This is a genomic window from Agriterribacter sp. (assembly GCF_035497235.1).
Lineage (GTDB): Bacteria > Bacteroidota > Bacteroidia > Chitinophagales > Chitinophagaceae > Agriterribacter.
Genome location: NZ_DATJEB010000038.1, coordinates 133,323 through 152,355, shown reverse-complemented (window position 1 = coordinate 152,355; position 19,033 = coordinate 133,323). Strand labels below are relative to the sequence as shown.

The 19,033-nt window shown below is 42.8% G+C and carries 14 protein-coding genes; 11 read left to right on the top strand and 3 right to left on the bottom strand.

Going from position 1 to position 19,033, the window contains the following annotated elements; genetic code table 11:
• Positions 1–4 precede the first annotated feature (4 nt).
• The 10 genes from VL121_RS13370 to VL121_RS13325 all read left to right on the top strand — a co-directional run bounded on the left by VL121_RS13370 (position 5) and on the right by VL121_RS13325 (position 15,628).
• Entirely contained in the window at positions 5–1,552 is a 1,548-nt protein-coding gene (locus VL121_RS13370) for a RagB/SusD family nutrient uptake outer membrane protein (RefSeq protein WP_325406084.1), read from the top strand.
• 147 nt (positions 1,553–1,699) lie between these two features.
• A complete protein-coding gene (locus tag VL121_RS13365; protein WP_325406082.1) occupies positions 1,700–4,501 on the top strand; it encodes a family 78 glycoside hydrolase catalytic domain in 2,802 nt (933 codons plus the stop codon).
• 15 nt (positions 4,502–4,516) lie between these two features.
• The gene (locus tag VL121_RS13360) at positions 4,517–7,048 is read left to right on the top strand and encodes a glucosidase family protein (protein WP_325406080.1); all 2,532 of its coding nucleotides are present in this window, start codon (positions 4,517–4,519) and stop codon (positions 7,046–7,048) included.
• Between the two features lie 404 nt (positions 7,049–7,452).
• Positions 7,453–8,208 carry a hypothetical protein gene (locus VL121_RS13355; RefSeq protein WP_325406078.1) on the top strand — a complete coding sequence of 252 codons (756 nt, stop codon included), beginning with the start codon at positions 7,453–7,455 and terminating at the stop codon, positions 8,206–8,208.
• Between the two features lie 497 nt (positions 8,209–8,705).
• A complete protein-coding gene (locus tag VL121_RS13350; RefSeq protein ID WP_325406076.1) occupies positions 8,706–9,953 on the top strand; it encodes a DEAD/DEAH box helicase in 1,248 nt (415 codons plus the stop codon).
• Positions 9,954–10,285: 332 nt separating this feature from the next.
• Complete coding sequence (locus VL121_RS13345; protein ID WP_325406075.1) at positions 10,286–12,841, top strand: PIG-L family deacetylase; 2,556 nt, start codon at positions 10,286–10,288, stop codon at positions 12,839–12,841.
• Positions 12,819–12,980, top strand: a complete 162-nt coding sequence (locus VL121_RS13340) for a hypothetical protein (protein WP_325406074.1) — start codon at positions 12,819–12,821, stop codon at positions 12,978–12,980. Before VL121_RS13345 ends, VL121_RS13340 begins: the two co-directional genes overlap by 23 nt.
• A 5-nt stretch (positions 12,981–12,985) precedes the next feature.
• A complete protein-coding gene (locus tag VL121_RS13335) occupies positions 12,986–13,108 on the top strand; it encodes a hypothetical protein (protein WP_325406073.1) in 123 nt (40 codons plus the stop codon).
• Complete coding sequence (locus VL121_RS13330) at positions 13,105–14,832, top strand: sodium:solute symporter family protein (protein ID WP_325406072.1); 1,728 nt, start codon at positions 13,105–13,107, stop codon at positions 14,830–14,832. The genes VL121_RS13335 and VL121_RS13330 overlap by 4 nt, the downstream gene beginning before the upstream one ends.
• A gap of 148 nt (positions 14,833–14,980) precedes the next feature.
• On the top strand, positions 14,981–15,628 hold the full coding sequence (locus VL121_RS13325; RefSeq protein WP_325406070.1) for a hypothetical protein: 648 nt from the start codon (positions 14,981–14,983) through the stop codon (positions 15,626–15,628).
• Between the two features lie 39 nt (positions 15,629–15,667).
• On the opposite strand, the gene VL121_RS13320 is transcribed toward VL121_RS13325, so the two are convergent.
• Positions 15,668–15,811, bottom strand: coding sequence for a hypothetical protein (locus tag VL121_RS13320; RefSeq protein WP_325406069.1), 144 nt, complete (start codon positions 15,809–15,811; stop codon positions 15,668–15,670).
• A 75-nt stretch (positions 15,812–15,886) separates the two neighbouring features.
• Between VL121_RS13320 and VL121_RS13315 the strand changes: the two genes are divergently transcribed.
• Entirely contained in the window at positions 15,887–16,537 is a 651-nt protein-coding gene (locus VL121_RS13315; RefSeq protein WP_325406068.1) for a hypothetical protein, read from the top strand.
• Positions 16,538–16,545: 8 nt separating this feature from the next.
• On the opposite strand, the gene VL121_RS13310 is transcribed toward VL121_RS13315, so the two are convergent.
• The gene (locus VL121_RS13310; RefSeq protein WP_325406066.1) at positions 16,546–17,214 is read right to left on the bottom strand and encodes a hypothetical protein; all 669 of its coding nucleotides are present in this window, start codon (positions 17,212–17,214) and stop codon (positions 16,546–16,548) included.
• A 112-nt stretch (positions 17,215–17,326) separates the two neighbouring features.
• A complete protein-coding gene (locus VL121_RS13305) occupies positions 17,327–18,997 on the bottom strand; it encodes a hypothetical protein (RefSeq protein WP_325406064.1) in 1,671 nt (556 codons plus the stop codon).
• Between the last annotated feature and the right edge of the window lie 36 nt (positions 18,998–19,033).

The following is a 19,033-nucleotide window of genomic DNA, read 5'->3' as shown; positions in this document are numbered from 1 at the left end:
TATTATGAAGAATAAAATATTATTAGTAGTCATATCGGCGGTTTTCCTTTCTTCCTGCAGCAAGGATTTCTTAAACCTCACCCCGCCTACATCATTGAGCTCAGCATCCTTTTTTAAAGATCGTACCCAGTTCATGCAGGCGATGAACGCGGCATATGTTCCCTTACGTGATGTAGCTATTATAGGCGTTTATGAGGACGAAATGAGGTCGGACAATACCTTCTTTACTATTTACCAGGCCAACCGCGGCTTTGAACCTCACAGGGAAGCTTATTCACAGTTTACGAATAACGCGCAATCAAGTGCTACCCCCAATTCGCCCGGCAACAGGTGGGGCAGTGATTATGCTGGTATTTCGAGAGTAAATACCATACTCAACCAGCTTACAAAAAGCGACTTCCTGTCGCAGGGTGCAAAAGATACCCTCATGGGTGAAGCTATGTTTCTGAGAGCTTTCTATTATTTTGACCTGGTTACGCACTACGGTGGTGTGCCTTTGCATCTGGAACAGATACAGAATGCGGAAGAATCCTTTAAACCCCGTAATACGGTTGATGAGATATATACTCAAATAAAAACAGACCTTGCAACAGCTATTCCGCTATTGCCAACCGTTACCAGTTTTCCCCAAACGGGCCGTGCAAGCAAAGGCGCTGCAAAAATGTTGCTGGCCTATGTATACATGACACAGCCTGTACGTGATTATCCGAAAGCCGAACAGGAATTAAAGGATATCACCAATATGAATTATTCGTTGCTTAACGACTACGAAGATGTATTTGACCCTGCCAATAAAAATCACAGTGAATCTATATTCGATGTGCAGTATATGTCGGATTTAGTGAGCGGGCAGCAAAGCCAGTTTGCATGGCAATTTATGCCAAAGGCAACCAATCCCCAGTTGATCATGGGCTTTGACGGAGGCCGCATGAATATCTTCAGCGGATGGAATGTGCCAACAGATGAAATGGTTGAATCTTATGAAGCCAACGATAAAAGGCTGCCTGCATCTGTTGCTGTGGTAGAAGGCACCATCAGTGGCGTGGAAGACTTTACCATTACAGAAATGAAGAGCCCTGTAGGTTATACGCCGGCACCGGGTAGCAGTTTCAGGTATATGGTAAAAAAATACTTTCATCCGCCTTATTCAGTGGCTTTCAATACACCAGACAACTTTCCTGTTTTCAGGTATTCGGGAGCGTTATTATTACTGGCTGAATGTTTGGCAGAACAAGGCAGAGAACCGGAGGCATTGCCTTATCTCAACCAGGTGCGCGACAGGGCAGGTTTGGATGACCTGGGTGTAGCCACCAAAGAAAATATTGCTACCGAAATGCGCCACGAACTGGCCTTTGAAAATCATCGCTGGCTCGATCTTATCCGTACTGGTAAAGCAATCGAAACAATTACAGCTAAAGGAACCCGCTTAAAAGCTATCTACGGCTGGATATTGCCCGCAGCCTTTAATGTAACCCCGGAAAAATTAGTTTATCCTATTCCGGCAAGAGAAAAGCAAATCAATAAAAACCTGGTTCAGAATTCAGGCTATTAGTATCAACGGCATAGTAAATAACAGGAGATAATGTAACAATTATTTCCTGTTATCTTTTTAGCGCATACGGAATAATCAAAATCTTGCATGCTACGCTTTTATCTATGATAAGCAAATCATCTTTAAGGGCATTATAAAACTGAGTTGATGAGAAACAGATACCCCAATGTCATATGCGCTTTTCTTTTAGCAATGATCAGCTTTGCATCGGTACCTGGTTTTAAAAAGCAGGTAGTGGCTGTAACTGAGCTGCGCTGTGAATATCTTGATAACCCCCTTGGCATTGATATGGTGAAACCCAGCCTCGGCTGGATCATTAAGCCGCCTGAAGGAAACAGTTTGCAAGATATTAAGCAAACAGGATACCAGGTATTGGTGGCATCATCTCCGGCATTATTAAAAATGAATAAGGGTGATTTGTGGGATTCCAAAAAAGTAGCGTCTGCAAATGCTACGCATATTACTTACGGAGAGGCTGTGCAGAATGGAGCTACCGGAAAGCCCCTTCGTTCTGAAATGCGCTGCTACTGGAAAGTAAGGGTGTGGGTAAAGCCAGGTAACGGAAAAGAGATGGTTTCCGACTGGAGTGAACCTGCTTTGTGGTCAATGGGATTACTCGATCAAAAAGAATGGACGGGAAGCTGGATTGGATTGAATGGTGATGCTGAAATCAAAGATACGGTAACAGAACATCGCCGCCTGGCATCAAGAATGCTGCGCCGCGAGTTTGCAGTACAAAAAAAAGTATCACGCGCTACAGCCTATGTATGCGGTGTAGGCTTTTTTGATTTATATATGAATGGCAAACGCATCAGCGACCAACTCATGAACCCGGCATTATCGGGGTATAATGAAAGGCTGCTGTATGTTAGTTTTGATATGACAAACGAATTGAAGCGTGGAAATAATGCGATAGGAGTGGTGCTGAGTAACGGCAGGTTTTTTGCACCCAGGATAAAAGTACCCGTTCCTATGCACAATTACGGGTATCCGAGATTATTGATGCAATTGCATGTGGAGTACGAAGACGGTACAAAAGAAGTGATTGTATCTGACCGTAAATGGAAGGCTACAGCCGATGGACCTGTTCGTGCCAGCAATGAGTATGATGGAGAAGAATATGATGCCCGCCTGGAGATGCCGGGATGGTCTGCGGCAGGATTTGACGACAGCAAATGGCAGCCCGCACAGATGATGGAAAGCCCGGGAGGGAGAATGGAAGCGCAGGTAATTGAACCGATACGCGTAACCGAAATTATACATCCCAAAAGAATTTTACAACCAAAGCCAGGTGTATGGATGGTAGACTTTGGTCAGTCTTTCTACGGCGTTATCCGGCTAAAAGTAAAAGGCGCCCGCGGTACCACCGTAAACCTGCATTCCAGTTTTAATGTTTTGCCCGATGGTACGCTGAAGTACCAGAACGATCGCAGTGCATTGAATATGGATAAGTATACTTTAAAAGGAGACGGACAAGAAGACTGGCATCCAAGGTTTCGCGGAAACGCTACGCGGTGGGTGCAGGTGGAAGGTTTTCCGGGAACGCCTGATATTAACAATTTCGAAGGGCTTGTTACACATACTGATTTTGAAAAGACAGGTATGTTCTCTTCCTCCAATGAATTATTAAATCGTGTTTATTTAAATGCGAAATGGGGTACCAGGATGCAGAACAGGAGCTTGCCTATGGAACCAGACAGGGATGAACGCATGCCCTGGAGCGGGCATCCTGCCAAAACCTCTGAAAGCGAAGGATGGGTATTTAATGTGGCAAGATTTTACGATCATTTCTTACACAACTACAGAACACACCAGGGCAGCGATGGAAGCCTGCAGGAGATCCTTCCTCCTTACTGGACCTTTAACGGAAAAGGTATTCTTTGGCCCAGTGTAGCCACTGTTATACCCGATTGGTTTTATAACTTTTATGGTGATGAGCGCATTTTGAAAGACAACTACCAGATGATGAAGCGCTTTGTGCTGTTCACTAAAAACGCATATCTCAAGCCTGACTTTACTACTGATCACTGCGATTATGGAGATTGGGTGAATGCCATAAACATGGGTGGTTCCGGCGAGCAAACACCGAAGGGATTAATGGGAACGGCCTATATATACAATAATGCAAGGATAATTCAAAGAGCCGCAAAAATATTAGGCAACAAGGAAGATGAATTGTACTTTAAGGAACTGGCCGATAAAATGTATACCGCTTTCAATGACCGTTTCCTGGATAAACAAAATGGTATTTACCAGAGCGGGTCGCAATGTGCGTATGTGCTTCCGCTGGCATTTGGACTGGTGCCCGATGCGTATAAAGAAAAAGTGATAAGCAACCTGGTGAAAGATATTATGCAAACAAGGAAAGGACATACCTCTGTTGGATTGATCGGTATGCAGTGGCAGATGCAGGTGCTAACGAATGCGGGGCATCCTGAAGTAGCGTATACCATTGCAACGCGAACAGATTTGCCAAGCTGGGGCTATATGATATCCAAAGGAGCAACTACCAGCTGGGAGTTGTGGAACTCCGATACTACGGGGCCGGGCATGAATGGGGAAAGCCAAAAAATTCTTTCCGGTAATTTTGAAGCATGGTGTTATCAAACGCTGGGCGGTATAAATTATGATCCTGAGCATCCGGGTTTCAAACATATTATTTTAAAGCCGGAGCCTGTAGGCGACCTTAAATTTGTTGATGCTTCTTTTAAATCATTATATGGTGTAATATTGAGTAGCTGGAAAACAGATGAAAAAGCATTTGACTGGAATTTTACCATTCCGCCTAATACAACGGCTTCAGTATATATTCCGGTTGGTACTGAAAAAAATATTTTCCTGGATGGTAAGCCTTTAACGAAAACCATTGATTCGGGAAAAGATAAGGTAACCGGCCGGGTAGTACTGAACCTGGGATCCGGCGATTATAAGGTACATGTTAAAAAATAAAAAAAAATACTGGAAATGCAGATCAATACTATTTCTATCAGGCACTTTCTGTTTATACTGATTGTACACCTGCAACTGCCTGTTTATAGCCAGCCGGCATTACAGGAAAAAGAACAGAACAGCTCAGTTAAAGTACAGGATCGGAATGGTAATCTTGTTTTGCATATTAACTATAACAAAAAATGTGTAATAGATAAAGTGCAGATACCGGGTGAAGCGCCTGTATTTAATGATGAAGGTATTTTTAGTTCGGTTAAACTAAAAGGGGAGTGGTTCAGTACCCGGTCGGAAATTCCCGCACCTAAAGTGAGTGTTATAAAAAACGGGCTTTTAATAGACGGTATTTACTATGGCGAAAAAAATAACCCGGTCAAAGAAAAATGGACATTTCATTCCTATGATGACTATATAGACTGGACCATTGAACGAAAATATCCCGGTGCGCTTACATTAGAAGACACCGGTTTCCCGCAATGGTCCTTTAATAATATGGAAACCTGGACGGGAGCCTTACTGGGAACAGGAGGGGTAGCATGGTGCAAGCTTTTTGATAAGCCCAATGCATCGTTTGCCAATCATACCGGCATTGTTACACTTTGGAATAAAGATAAAAAATCAGGGCTTCGCATATATCCTGTTAGTCCAAAGCAAGAGGTAGCCGTACGCTTCAGCCGTCAGCCGGATAACAAATGGACACTCCATTATACAGCCAGTAATAACAGGCTTACCACAAAACATGGACTTAGCCGGTTTATTGGAAACCGGCAGGACATCTGGGATAGCCTGGAAGCAAGCGGCACAGTAAGCATTACCTATCGTTTGAAGGCTTTTGATTATGATAAGGATTTTTACAGGGGAGACTTTCCCGGATTCAACGGTAAGTCCATAGGCAGTGTACTCAACACCATTGCACGGGTGGGTATTATTGATGAAAACATTATTGGCTCTAACAACTGGCATCTCAGCGCGGGATTTGCGGTGCTGCACGAACAATGGATTGCCCAGATGGGGCTTGGGATAAATGATTCCAACTATCTTAAAAACTATCAACAAACCCTGGATTACTACCGCGATAACGCTATTTCCAAAGACGGCCGTGTTAAATCGCGCTGGGCTTATGTTAAGGGTGATGAAGAGCCGGGTACCTATGATAACAATGGCTTTTATGAAGCTCAGTGGGGAAGGTTGCTGGATTCAAATACCGACCAGGTAATAAATGTTGCAGAATTGTTTCACATGAATGGTGATTTTAGCTGGGTAAGAACCCATAAATCACAATGCGAAAAGGTACTGGATTATTTGCTGCGCAGAGACTCGGATAATGACGGGTTAATAGAAGCAATGACGGATTCATACAAAGAAAAAAAGGGAAGCGACTGGATAGACGTGATCTGGGCATCATACGAAAATGCTTTTCTCAATGCCAAAATGTATTATGCCTTAACCAGTTGGGCTGAAATAGAAAAGATATTGGGCGATAATGCGCGGGCAGATCAGTACCTGTTGCTTGCGGATAAACTAAAACGCCGGTTTAACCAGTCAACAAAGGAAGGCGGCTTTTGGGATGAAAGCAATCAGTGGTATGTTTACTGGCGCGATAAAGATGACCGGGTACATGGCAATAATCTTGTTACACCCGTAAATTTTATGGCTATAGCTTATCGTATTTGTGACGATAGCGCCCGGCAAAAGGCAATATTGGATAAGGTGGAAACATTAATGGGGAAAGAAAATCTTTTTATGTGGCCGATAAGCTTTTTCCCGTTCGCCGAAGATGAAGGACTGCACGTAAATTATCCTTTTCCCAATTATGAAAACGGAGATATTTTTCTTGGATGGGGTGAAGTAGGTACCAGGGCTTATAAACAGCACAATCCTGAAATTCCGGTTAAATATATCAGGAATGTTTTGGATCAGTACGAGAAAGACGGCTTGGCTTACCAGCGGTACAGTCGCGGAAAGCAAGCGGGCCAGGGCGGCGACATACTGGCCAATAACGCGTTGTCCGTTGTTGGCTTATACCGTAATATATACGGTATTCAGCCAAAGTACAACCGTTTGTATATTGATCCCAGCCTCACGGAAGCGCTTAACGGCACTAAGGTTCAGTACTGGCTCAGGCATCAATACTATACCTTGTTGCTTTCAAAGAATGATTATACACTGAGCGCTGATTCATTTTCCATACACAGTACGCAAGATTTTGGAATGGAGGTAAAAAAAGGTCAGCTATTATACTTCCATAGGGATAATTCCAGCCCGGCTATGAAAATATTGCGCGGCAAACATAACACTGTTGACCTGTACATTGATACATGGAATGCAGATAGCAGGAAATGGCAGGTGAGGTCATCGGCGAACGCGGTAAAATTAACGTATGAACTATCTTCGCTGAAGCCTAACAGTAGCTATGCTATCTCTAAAAACGGGAAAATTTATTTAAAAGCAAAGAGTGACCGGTCCGGGAATTTAATTTTTTCTTTAACGGTGGATAAAAAAGAACAAAAGAACGCAATTGAACTTTCAAGGGTGCTGCCAGGAGTGTAAACTTTGGCAGTATTTGTTTAGCAATTGAGAAAAGTAATAATACGGCAGCAGGTTTGGCAATACACAAAGCAGTGCTACCAAACCTGCGCCGGGTGAATATCAATTTTCGTACCGCCGGGATCTTCGCCGGATGGATAAGAAGTGTGGGCGAGATCCAGGCGAATAGTAAATACAATACTAATCCAAAATGTAAAACATATACCGTAAAAGACATCGTTCAGCGCAGGGTGTCATGGCCTTTCATAACGGCTTTTTATGAGCAGACCCCGGCGCGACTCAAAACTGGCCATAAATTCTGCAAAGTAATGTAAACGCTACAGCCAGAACGCTTGTACCTGAGAGAGGAAGATAATAAATCATTGCAATTTCTGGTGATTTACTGCGTTTATCCCGAAAGGGGTTTTATGAAAAGTTGTTTGGTCTGTTTTATCATTTGTTTGCTTATAGTTGCCTGTAATAAAGAAGAAATCAACAAGCCTGAGCCGGAAGAACAAAACCCACTGGTTATGGGTGATATTATTGGTAAATGGGATATACGATATCCGGATGCACCCACAAACGGTGATCTTCTTTTTGGATATTTGGAGTTCCTTTCCGACAGCACTGTTATCTTCACTATTTTATCTCCGGATCATACTACAGTAGGGGAGTTTAAAGTAAAAGAGAATAGATCAATTGGTTTGTGGGGAAATGATTCATTATTAAATGTAACAGTTAAGGATGATTCTCTTTTTTTTGATTTATTTGCAGGAGAAATTATTGATAAATTTTTGGCTGTGAAAGACCCTAAAGCCATTCCTGCCGGCGCATCCAGGTTTTTATGCAGAGACTGGTCGCTTAGTAAAAAAGAAGGAGGAATGGATGTATATGATCAGCTCAACAGGTACAGCGAGAAGGAAATTATTGAGGCAAAAGTCGTTTTCTCCGCAAGCGGTTTTTATTTCTGGAGATACTTTAAGGATGGCGGTCTGTACAGCACTGTTGGGCGCCAAAATTGGGACTGGCATGCTAATATTGATAATGCTATAAGAGATTGGGATCCGAGAGACAAACCCGATAATAATGTTTACCAAACGATTTATGAATTAACCGATTCAACACTTGTAATGAGTAATCCAATAACAAGCAAGAAACTGTATTTAACACCTGTTAGAAATTAAGCATTATTCGTCACATAAGCGGTTGTAATAGCTTTATTGATTTATAAAAAACCATTCTCCATTAACTAAGGTTGAGTTACAACACTTCAACTTAGCAATAAAAAAGGGGCAGCATAAAAATGCACCCCGTTTCTAAATCCAATATCCTATGAAAAACCTGAGCAAATATAGGGTTGCATTTAGTTTAACTAAGTATTTATTCTGTACAATTCGACCGATGGCCTGTTTATTTCGATGAACTGCCTTCACCCTACGAAATTCAAGAAGGTGGAGTATTAAATTTATGGTGTTTAATGCAGATGCATTGTACTGTTCCCTATATAGCATTTTTTTCTCTCAGCTATTTATTATATCTTCGCTGCTCTTAATGTTATTGCTTTCTCCCTTTGTGTAGTAGTTTATCTCCTCCATTATAGTGACCGCTTAACCTAAGGCAGATAAAGTATCAATCATTTTTGATAGCCTTATCACTCATTTATTACTTAAAAAAATTACAAGTGTCATTTAACAATTTGCAGCTTATAGAACCTGTATTACAGGCCCTGAGCAAAGAAGGATATACAAAGCCCACTCCAATCCAGGAAAAATCAATTCCTCCTATTTTACAAAAAAGAGACCTGCTGGGCTGTGCCCAAACAGGTACCGGAAAAACTGCCGCCTTTACCATCCCTGTTTTACAACTAATTCATGAGGAGAAAAAAACAGCCTCATTTTTACAGCAGCCCCGGGCTTTAATACTTACGCCCACCAGGGAACTGGCTATACAGATTGGTGAAAGTATTGAAGCTTACGGAAGGTTTTTAAATGTAAAACACACGGTAATCTTTGGTGGCATTGCACAATACAGCCAGGTGCAGGCTATCCGCAGAGGGGTAGACCTGGTAGTGGCTACACCAGGCCGTTTGCTGGATTTAATGCAACAGAAAATCGTATCCCTTAGCCATATTCAATATTTTGTGCTGGATGAAGCAGACCGCATGCTGGATATGGGATTTATACACGATGTAAAACGCATCATTGCTCAACTGCCCACCCGGCGCCAAACACTTTTTTTCTCTGCAACCATGCCCCCGGCTATTAGTAAGCTGGCATCTGTATTATTGAAAGATCCGGTAAAGGTTGAAGTTACCCCTGTTTCTTCTGTAGTAGAAATTATACAGCAATCCGTTTATTTCACAGAGAAAAAAAACAAACAATCTTTACTGATCCATTTGTTGCAGGATAAGTCTATTGAAACCGTGCTGGTATTTACCCAAATGAAACATGCCGCGGATAAGCTGGCGTATAAACTAAATACTGCGGGCATCCGTACCGAGGCCATTCATGGCGATAAATCGCAGCATTCGCGGCAAAGAGCGCTTGAGAATTTCAAAAGCAGGAAGACCCGCGTATTAGTGGCAACGGATATTGCAGCGCGTGGTATTGACATTGATGAACTCTCCCATGTCATTAACTTTGACCTGCCGAATGTACCTGAAACCTATGTACACCGCATAGGACGTACAGGAAGGGCAGGCGCGGCCGGTATTGCCATTTCTTTTTGCGACCAGGGTGAAAAGCCTTTATTGAATGATATTCAAAAACTTAACCGGAGAACTATTCCTGTGGTTAACGGCCATCCTTATGACATGGATTCCGTTCATAGTAACATCAATAAAGTGCCTTCAGCAAGTCATGTCAACAGCTTCAAAAACAGCGGAACGGGCGACAGAGGCAGAAAGGTTTTCAGGCAAAGAACGTATTGAAGAACATCAGGCAATCAGCTATCAGGTGTCAGCCGTCAGTTGAGTAACTACTAATGATAAGATGCATACTCCTCCTCCTGTACTCCTCATAGAATTTCATTGCCTCCACCGGGTTGCGGGTTTGAGATTTATTTATTTTTTGTGCTTAAAACCATAAAGTATATATACATTCTCCGTGCCACTGTGCCTCCGTGCTTCATTCCTCCACGGCTTTCGGCTTCGGATTTAACCATTCCCATAGCATTCATTTTAAAGGGTAATCATTACATTTACATTTCTGTTGAAGTAAGGGAACGGTAGTGCTAAAGATAACCGGATAAAAGTTGAACAGCATGAAGAAAATGGCAGTATCTTTTTTATTTCTTTTCACCTTTTTTATTGCACAGGCCCAGCCACCCGTTTCGCTGAACAGCTCTGAAATTTTACTCCGCTTAAAAAAACTGAATGTATTGGGAAGCGTTTTATACATCGCTGCACATCCCGATGATGAAAATACAAGGCTACTGGCCTATTTGGCAAATGAAAAGCTATACCGCACAGGTTATCTCAGTATTACCCGTGGTGATGGAGGACAGAATTTAATTGGCGATGAACAGGGCACAGAGCTTGGCTTAATACGTACACAGGAACTATTGTCGGCCCGCCGTATTGACGGGGCGGAACAATTTTTTACAAGAGCTTACGATTTTGGTTTTTCCAAAAGCACCGAAGAGGCCATGGAAAAGTGGAATAAAGAACTGATACTTGGCGATGTGGTTTGGGTAATCCGTAAATTTCAGCCCGATGTGATCATTACCCGTTTCCCGGAAGACAGCCGTGCCGGTCACGGACACCACTCCGCTTCGGCTGTGCTGGCGCATGAGGCTTTTGTTGCCGCTGCCGATCCGCAACGGTTCCCCGATCAATTAAAGAAAGGCGTACAACCCTGGCAGGCCAGGCGCATTGTATGGAATACCTTCAATTTTGGCGGTAACAATACGCAAAGCGATGACCAGTTTAAAATGGATGTTGGCGGGTACAATACCCTGTTAGGAAAAGGATATGGAGAGATAGCCGCCGAAAGCCGCAGCCAGCACAAAAGCCAGGGCTTTGGCGTAGCGGCCCAGCGCGGATCGGCATGGGAGTATTTTTCACCTGTAGCCGGGGAGGCGCCCAAAGCGGATTTGATGGACGGTGTGGAAACAGGATGGGAAAGAGCAGCAAGCTTTGGCGTATTAGACCGGTTGCAGTTGCCTCACCTGGTTAACACAATTATTAATGGATTTTCTTTTGAACATCCCGAAAAATCCGTCAGTGGTCTTGCAAAATTGTATAAAATGATAGCAGACGAAAGCGGACTTTCTGCTTACTGGAAAGAGCAAAAACTGAAAGAAGTATTAGGATTGATACAATCATGTTCCGGCTTATTCTTTGAAGCAACCGCGCATGAGGCTTACATTGCAGGAGGCGATTCACTACGTGTGAACATCAATATTGTGAACAGGGGAGGATTGAATATATCTGCTAAAGTAATAGCGCCATTCAGCTATTCCTTTTCTGATCCGTTACCTGCCAACCAGTTGGTTGCTTACACCCAAACCATTTTTGTGCCCGTTAATATGCCGGTATCACAACCGTATTGGCTCGAAAAAGAATTAAATGAAGGTCATTTTATAGTAGATGATCAGTTGCTGATTGGTTTGCCGGAAAGTCCCCCCGCGTATGTAATGACGCTGTCGGCTAAAATAGATAACCAGGTCTTCCTTTTTTCCACGCCCGTTCGTTACAAATATACCGATCCTGTTCGCGGTGAAGTATACCAACCCCTGCCCGTTGTACCCGCCTTATCGTTAAACGAGTCGCCGCAGTTCGTTTTCACCCGGCTCAACCGGCACCCGGTTTCTAACATAAAGCTCAATGTAACGGCATTAACCGCATCGCTTCAAAAAGCCAAAACACAATATTACCAGTATGAATATAAAGGAGATAAATTGGTAAAGAACAGTATATTAGCAGATACGGCCTTATCGCTTCGCAAAAATGATGCGGTCAGCTATGTTTTAAAAACAAGTGATATACTAAAGAAAACAAAAGAAAAAGCGCTTCGCTTTTTTGCTGATCTTACAGCCCCGTACAAAGAACGGTATCAAAGCTATACGATCCGTAAAATTGAATACGCCCACATACCCGCCATTACTTATTTTTATTTGAATAAAGTAAAAATAATAGAAGATGAAATTATTACAGCCGGAAAGAAAGTGGGATACATTACCGGAGCCGGCGACAGGGTGCCGGAAGCCTTGCAGGAAATGGGATACGAAGTTAGTTTTCTGAATCAAAAAGATATCGTTGCCGGCAGTCTTAATGGTTTTGACGCTATTGTGACAGGCGTACGCGCCTATAATGTAAATGACTGGCTTAATAATGTATATGATGCGCTGATGGATTATGTAAAGAAAGGCGGCAATCTTGTGGTACAATATAATACCCGCAATTTCAGCGGGCCGCTCAACGCAAAGATCGGTCCCTACCCGTTTGAGATTTCAAGAGGGAGAGTAACCGATGAAAATGCCGCTGTTCATTTTCTGCAGCCCGCAGATCCCGTACTGAACTGGCCCAATAAAATCAGTTCAAAAGATTTTGAGGGATGGATACAGGAAAGGGGGATCTATTTTGCTGAAGCACCCGATAAAGCATATAAAAGTATACTGGGCATGAAAGACCCCGGCGAAGAAGAGCAGCACGGAAGCCTGATCGTAGGCCGCTATGGCAGCGGGCGTTTTATTTACACGGGATTGGTTTTCTTCCGGCAATTACCTGCCGGTATTGGCGGCGCTTACCGATTATTTGCTAATTTGGTGGCTAATCCTAATCTTCAAAAAACAAATGGAACAGCAAAAAAAGAATAATATTAATAAAGGATCGGCAGTGGGGGTAGTTATTGGTGTAGCCCTGGGTATTTTAGTAACACTGATCTTCAAAAAAGTGGGGTATGGTATATTAATGGGTATTGTTGTAGCATTGCTGCTGCGCCGGTCATTTAAATAAATAGTATGGAACAATCCAATGAACGTCCGCCTGTATTTAAAAGCTGGAATGCCTGGTACTTTATTGTTGCAGGGGCGCTGCTGTTGCTGATTGTATTATTTACTTATTTTACGAAAATCTTTTCATGAGTTATCCCGACTGGTTTGTACTGGTTATAACCCTTGCCGTTATTATTTTGTATGGTGTATACAAGAGCCGCACCACCAGGAACCTCGATGGTTATTTTTTGAGTAACCGCGAAATGCCCTGGTATATTGTGTTGTTCAGCATTATGGGTACGCAGGCCAGCGCCATTACTTTTTTATCGGCCCCCGGGCAGGCATATACAGATGGTATGCGCTTTGTGCAATACTATTTTGGATTGCCGTTAGCCATGATCGTGCTGTGCGTAACCTTTGTTCCCATTTTTCATAATTTCCGGTTATATACTGCCTACCAGTTCCTGGAGAAACGGTTTGATGTAAAAACAAGAACCCTTACTTCCTTTCTTTTTTTGTTGCAACGGGGATTATCTACGGGCATAAGCATTTATGCCCCGGCAATTATCCTTTCTTCCCTGTTAGGCTGGAACATTTACTGGACCAATATTTTTATGGGAGGACTGCTGATCATATACACAGTAGCCGGAGGGGCAAGAGCGGTTGCCTATACACAGCAACTGCAAATCGTTATCATTTTTGCCAGTATGTTCATTGCAGGCTGGCTGGTTGTAAAATATTTGCCGGAGGGTGTTGGTCTTTTTGACGCGTTAAAGATAGGCGGAGCAATGGGTAAAACCAATGTAATTACAACCGGCGTTAAGGAAGGCGGCGGGTTCGACTGGAATGATAAGTATAATTTATGGAGTGGAATAATTGGCGGGTTTTTCCTTGCGCTATCCTATTTCGGAACCGACCAAAGCCAGGTAGGGCGATACCTTACGGCAAAATCCATTAGAGAAAGCCGGATGGGTTTATTGATGAACGGGCTGGTTAAAGTGCCTATGCAGTTCCTGATACTGATGCTGGGGGTACTGATCTTTGCTTTTTACCAGTTTCATGACGCGCCGCTGTTTTTTAATCAAACCCAGGTTCAAAAAGTAAGCGATTCAAAATATGCGGGGTCACTATCGGAAATACAGGGTCATTACCAGGTGGTTGATTTACAGAAAAAGCAATTGGTTCAATCTATTGCCGCAAGCGGAACAACCAGTATTTCTGCAGAGAACCGAACGGAGCTTAGCCACATTAACCGGCAAAGAGACAGCCTGCGTACTGCTTTTAAAGGGCTGGTGGTGAAGCCCGAAGTGGGAGGAGACTCCAATGATGCAAATTATATTTTCCTGCGTTTTGTGCTGGATTACCTGCCCAAAGGATTGATCGGACTACTGATTGCTGTTATTTTTATTTCATCGTGGGGAAGTATAGCCGCGGCGCTTAATTCCCTGGCGTCCAGTACCATTGTAGATATTCATAAAAAGTTTATCAATAAAGATCTTGATGATGCGGGTGATTACCGCGTAGCGAGATGGTATACCCTGGCCTGGGGCGTATTTTGTATTATAGTAGCCCAGTTTGCTTATAATTTGGGCAACAGTTTAATTGAAGCGGTAAATATCCTGGGTTCTCTTTTTTATGGCGTAATACTGGGTGTGTTTTTGCTGGCGTTTTACAGTAAACCCGTAAAAGGGAACGCCGTATTTTGGGGAGCTATACTGGGCGAAGCGCTGGTTATTACATTGTTCCTGCTAAATGAGCATAATATTATTAGCCTTAGTTTTTTATGGCTCAATGCCATTGGCGCTCTTGCCGTAATGCTTTTGGGCTGGACGCTCCAACTTTTCCTGTTCAGCAGGCAGGCCGCACGGCAATAAAAGAACATTTTTTACCATTAATCGAAAAATGAGCGGCGTTGGCCGATTTCGAAGAATGACTCTGGGATTGGTATGTATCTTCACACCAGTTAATGATAATCCGTATATATCCACGCCTTTGTAAAGCCGGTTCTAAAATCTTAAAATTATGAAAACGTATCAATTGCTCAGGAACAACAAACAAATGGGGTATTACACAAAAACCTGCTTACTTCAGATAGGGCTTCAGCCGTTAGACCTGTTATGGATAGAAGGAGAAAGCATTACATGGAAATATCCTTCGGAACTGGAAGAGTTTTGCGCATATGCGTTGCCTGTTGAGCTTACAGAAGCTTCGGCAGTAAATAACCGGAAAGAAAAACAAATTCTTTACTTTAGTGCGCATATGGCCAAGATGGATTACAAAAAAGTGAACATTCAATATATTCAGGAACCCGATGCGGTATTGTATGATGTAACTCCCGGTTATGAATACCTGGTAAGAGCGCAAAGCTTCAGGCTGCCGGTTGATGAAGTAGCTGCAGAAAATAATGCAGAGCAGGAAGCTGTAGACGTGGCTCAGGCTATATTAAATCATTCCTACCCTGTAATAGGCGCTGATCAAATAATAGATACTCCGGAATACAAGGCTGATTATGATAAATTTACAACCATATGGAAAGTGAACAACAGGAAAGAAGAACAGGTTGAAGAAAAACAAATGCGAAAAACCCGCGGCCTTTTAAAAAGTGGATTGAGCGCCGTAATAACAGGCTTAATAGCACTTGCGGCAACCGGCTTCAATTTTAAACTATAGCAAGGTGAAAAGCAAATATTATCTTATACAAATAACCGCTTAATATAATATATTAACGTACAGTTTGCCAATTTTTAGTGGTAAACTGTACCGTTTTTGATCATACTCCAATACCTTTGATCCTGATTCCGCCGGTACTTCCTGTTTCATTTCAAATCCTTCTCCTCTGAATATCCATGCCATAGGCATCTTATTTATTTTCTATTATCCGTTCCTTTGAAATATTCGTAATTGAACCTCTGATAAAATGATATGTTCATGAAAGAATATTTGTTATTGCGGAATAATACCGAATCGGGGCCTTACTCACTTGAGGAATTGAAGGTGATGGGTTTAAAAGCCTATGACCTGGTTTGGATTGAAAAGAGAAGTTTTTCGTGGAAGTATCCATCGGAGATCAGCGAACTGGCGGTATTTGCACCGCCTTTGGAAATGCCGGCCCCTGGTAAGGATAGCTTAGAAAGCAGGAGAGCAAACCTGCCGGATTCCGGGAACAAAGCTGACAGGGCTTTTGTACAGGATAAACCGGTTGCTAAAAAGAAGGCGGCTGTAAAACAACTCAGTCATATTGTGGCCTTACAGCCTAAAGTAGAGCATATCCGGATCAGAACCATAAAATCTGTTGCTCAACCCAATATGGTGAAGGTGGAAATACGTGAAAAAGAATTAATAGAAAACCCTCCTGTAATTGCACCCGTATATAATGCCGGTTATATGCATACACATCCGGAACGGCGGTATCGGGCAACCGGTTTTATGCAACCGGTTCATACAGGGCTGCGTAAGTTTCGCCTGCTGGAAACCATATCTGCCTTAAGCAATAATAATAAAATGGAAATGATAGTGCTGGTCATTGGCGCCGCGTCTTTGCTGGCGGTAGTTTACTTATTTATTACTACAGGATATTAGGTGGTAATTTATTTTTCCTGCCGGTAGGTTGCCGGCGCCTCTTTTACCGTTACCTTTTGTGTATTGTGGAGGCTGTTGAGCGTAAATCCTGATTTATACAAATGCAGGAACAACAGTAAAAGCACTATACCGCCTAAAACGCAGGCCCACATCCACCATCTTTGCCTGAAGCTATTCTTTTCATCTGCAGGGTAAATGGCATCATGACCAGCCTGGTGCCGGATAAAATTTTCGCTTACCTCTGTATCGCCTCTTAAAATAGTATGATTGGCATTGGTTCTGATGATACGTACTGCAGGCACGGGTTCCATAAAATCGTAGGTAATGGTTTTGGCCTCCAGCGTAATACTACCACCCAGTTCGGCACGTAACACACCTACTTTATCCCATACCTTTTCTCCTTCCTCCTTCAATTGGTTTTTCAATTCATACGAAAAGTCGTTTACCCGTTTAATGGCTTCCCATTCTTCTATATGCAACCGTGCAGCCACGTATTGAAAGAGGTCTTTATCGGGCGCATCATGCATGTCATCGAAAATTATTTTTTGCATGGGCGGCTCAATCATATGATCCGAAAAATTACTGATAGCCGGAATGTTCTGTAACTCAAGAGTGCCAAGTCCGGGTAAACTTAACGACTTATGTTGTATGAGGTATTGATGAAGAATATGAAACATGAAAATGCTTTAAACGAGTTACAATGCCTCTAAGATAATATTTTTTGATACAGCCGGAACGGGAATTTGCATTGCTACTCAACCCCGGTTGTGCCGGGTTTTGGTTATGGTGCTATTTAGAAAAGTTATAAATAATGCCCCCCAGTATATTAAAGCCGTAAACATTATACTGGTTCCAGCGCTGGTACTTGTTATTGAAAACATTATTGGCCTGCGCCCACAGGTTAAACTGTTTGGTTATTTTAAATTCCAGTCCGGCGCTCAAATCCACGGGGTGCCTGCCTGTGGCAACGCCGCCATCTCTTTTCAGGTACTTGGCGCCTTCAAAAAAGAACAGGTCGCTTTTAAACCAAAGATCTTTTAATACTTTCCAGCGCAGTGCAGCGCTAAATTCCCTTGGCGTAATGCCCCAGGGCTGTGGCTCCGTTTTTTGCTTGTTGAAGAGCAGCCAGTTAAAACGGCCCGTTAATGAAAAGTCTTCCGCCTGCACTACACCCACTTCTCCGTGCATTTGAAAAGCGTTCAGCTTTTCTTCATTACGTATCGAAAACCGGTTGCCGGCAAGGGAAAGCCCGGGAACGCCATAATCATTTACAAACAGGGGCATATTATAAAACTGTACAAGGCCCACTTTGGCATTGTAAAAAAAGTGCTCAAAGAATGTGCCTTTTATGCCGCCAAAAGTTTCATTTACGCGGGTGTTTAATAATTGTGCCGGTTGTGCCAGGTAGGGATTAATGGAAGCGAAACGTTTGTAAGACCCCTTGTCGTAATGCATCAGCCATCCTAATTGAACGATCAGCCCTTCACCGCCTACTTTAAAATCTGCCAAAAGATCGGGTAGTAATTTAAATGTGGAATTATCCCATGAAGGAACAACACCGCCATGAATATTAACGGTTTCATTTTTGAACTGCAGGGCAAATGGAACCGTTACAACCGTATTGTTAATAGTACGGGCAGTATTATTGGAAGCATATTGCGTGTAATTTGCATTTACGCCCAGTTTAATGCTAAGCGCATCGCTAATGGCCTTTTCTAACGGCAAGTCGGCCACCGCGTTAAATTCCTTTCCGTTATGGTTGTTGTTAAAGAAAGAGAGTTGAACATCGGGGTGGTATTTTAAGCCAAATGCTGTAGGTTCTGTATTCCGGAAGCCGATATTGGCATCAAGGGTTAAAAATCTTTGCAAAAGGTCTCCCTTATCAAACTGATAGGCGGCATGATCGTAGCCATACAGGTAATACTTGTCATTATCAAGAGAAAGCTTACCGTACAACTCCTGCTTTCCGGTGGTTATGGTACTGCCATACGCACTTACGCCTGCATCGGTATATTCCTGGTACTGCGGCACCTTTCCTTTGGAAGAAATGTAATGCGCTAAAATGCTGAGGTTGGCATTGTCGCTATTGTTAAAGCTCAGCCCTGCCTGCGCAAACGGCGTTTGAAGATTACCGTAACCTAACTTCACAAAATTGCTGGCATCCCATTTACGGGAGGCAGAGTCTATGCTGAGTGCTAACGGGCTAATGGCAAGCGGCTGGTATACCAGCGATAAGCTGGTAATGGGAATAGTATAATTGAATTTTGGTTTTGCGGAATCAGGTACAGGTGGCGCTGCAACAAAGTTAATCTTAGCCGATTCTTTTATTTCAGGCTTAAAAGAAGAAGTAATTTCAATTGTTTGCTTTTTTAGCGGATCCTGGGCTTTTACCGTTGCAAGGGAACATAAAAATCCCAATGCCGAAAAAAACAATGGTTTAACAGATATATTATTTTGCATGATCATTTTCATCTTTTTTTATCCGTAAATAACGAG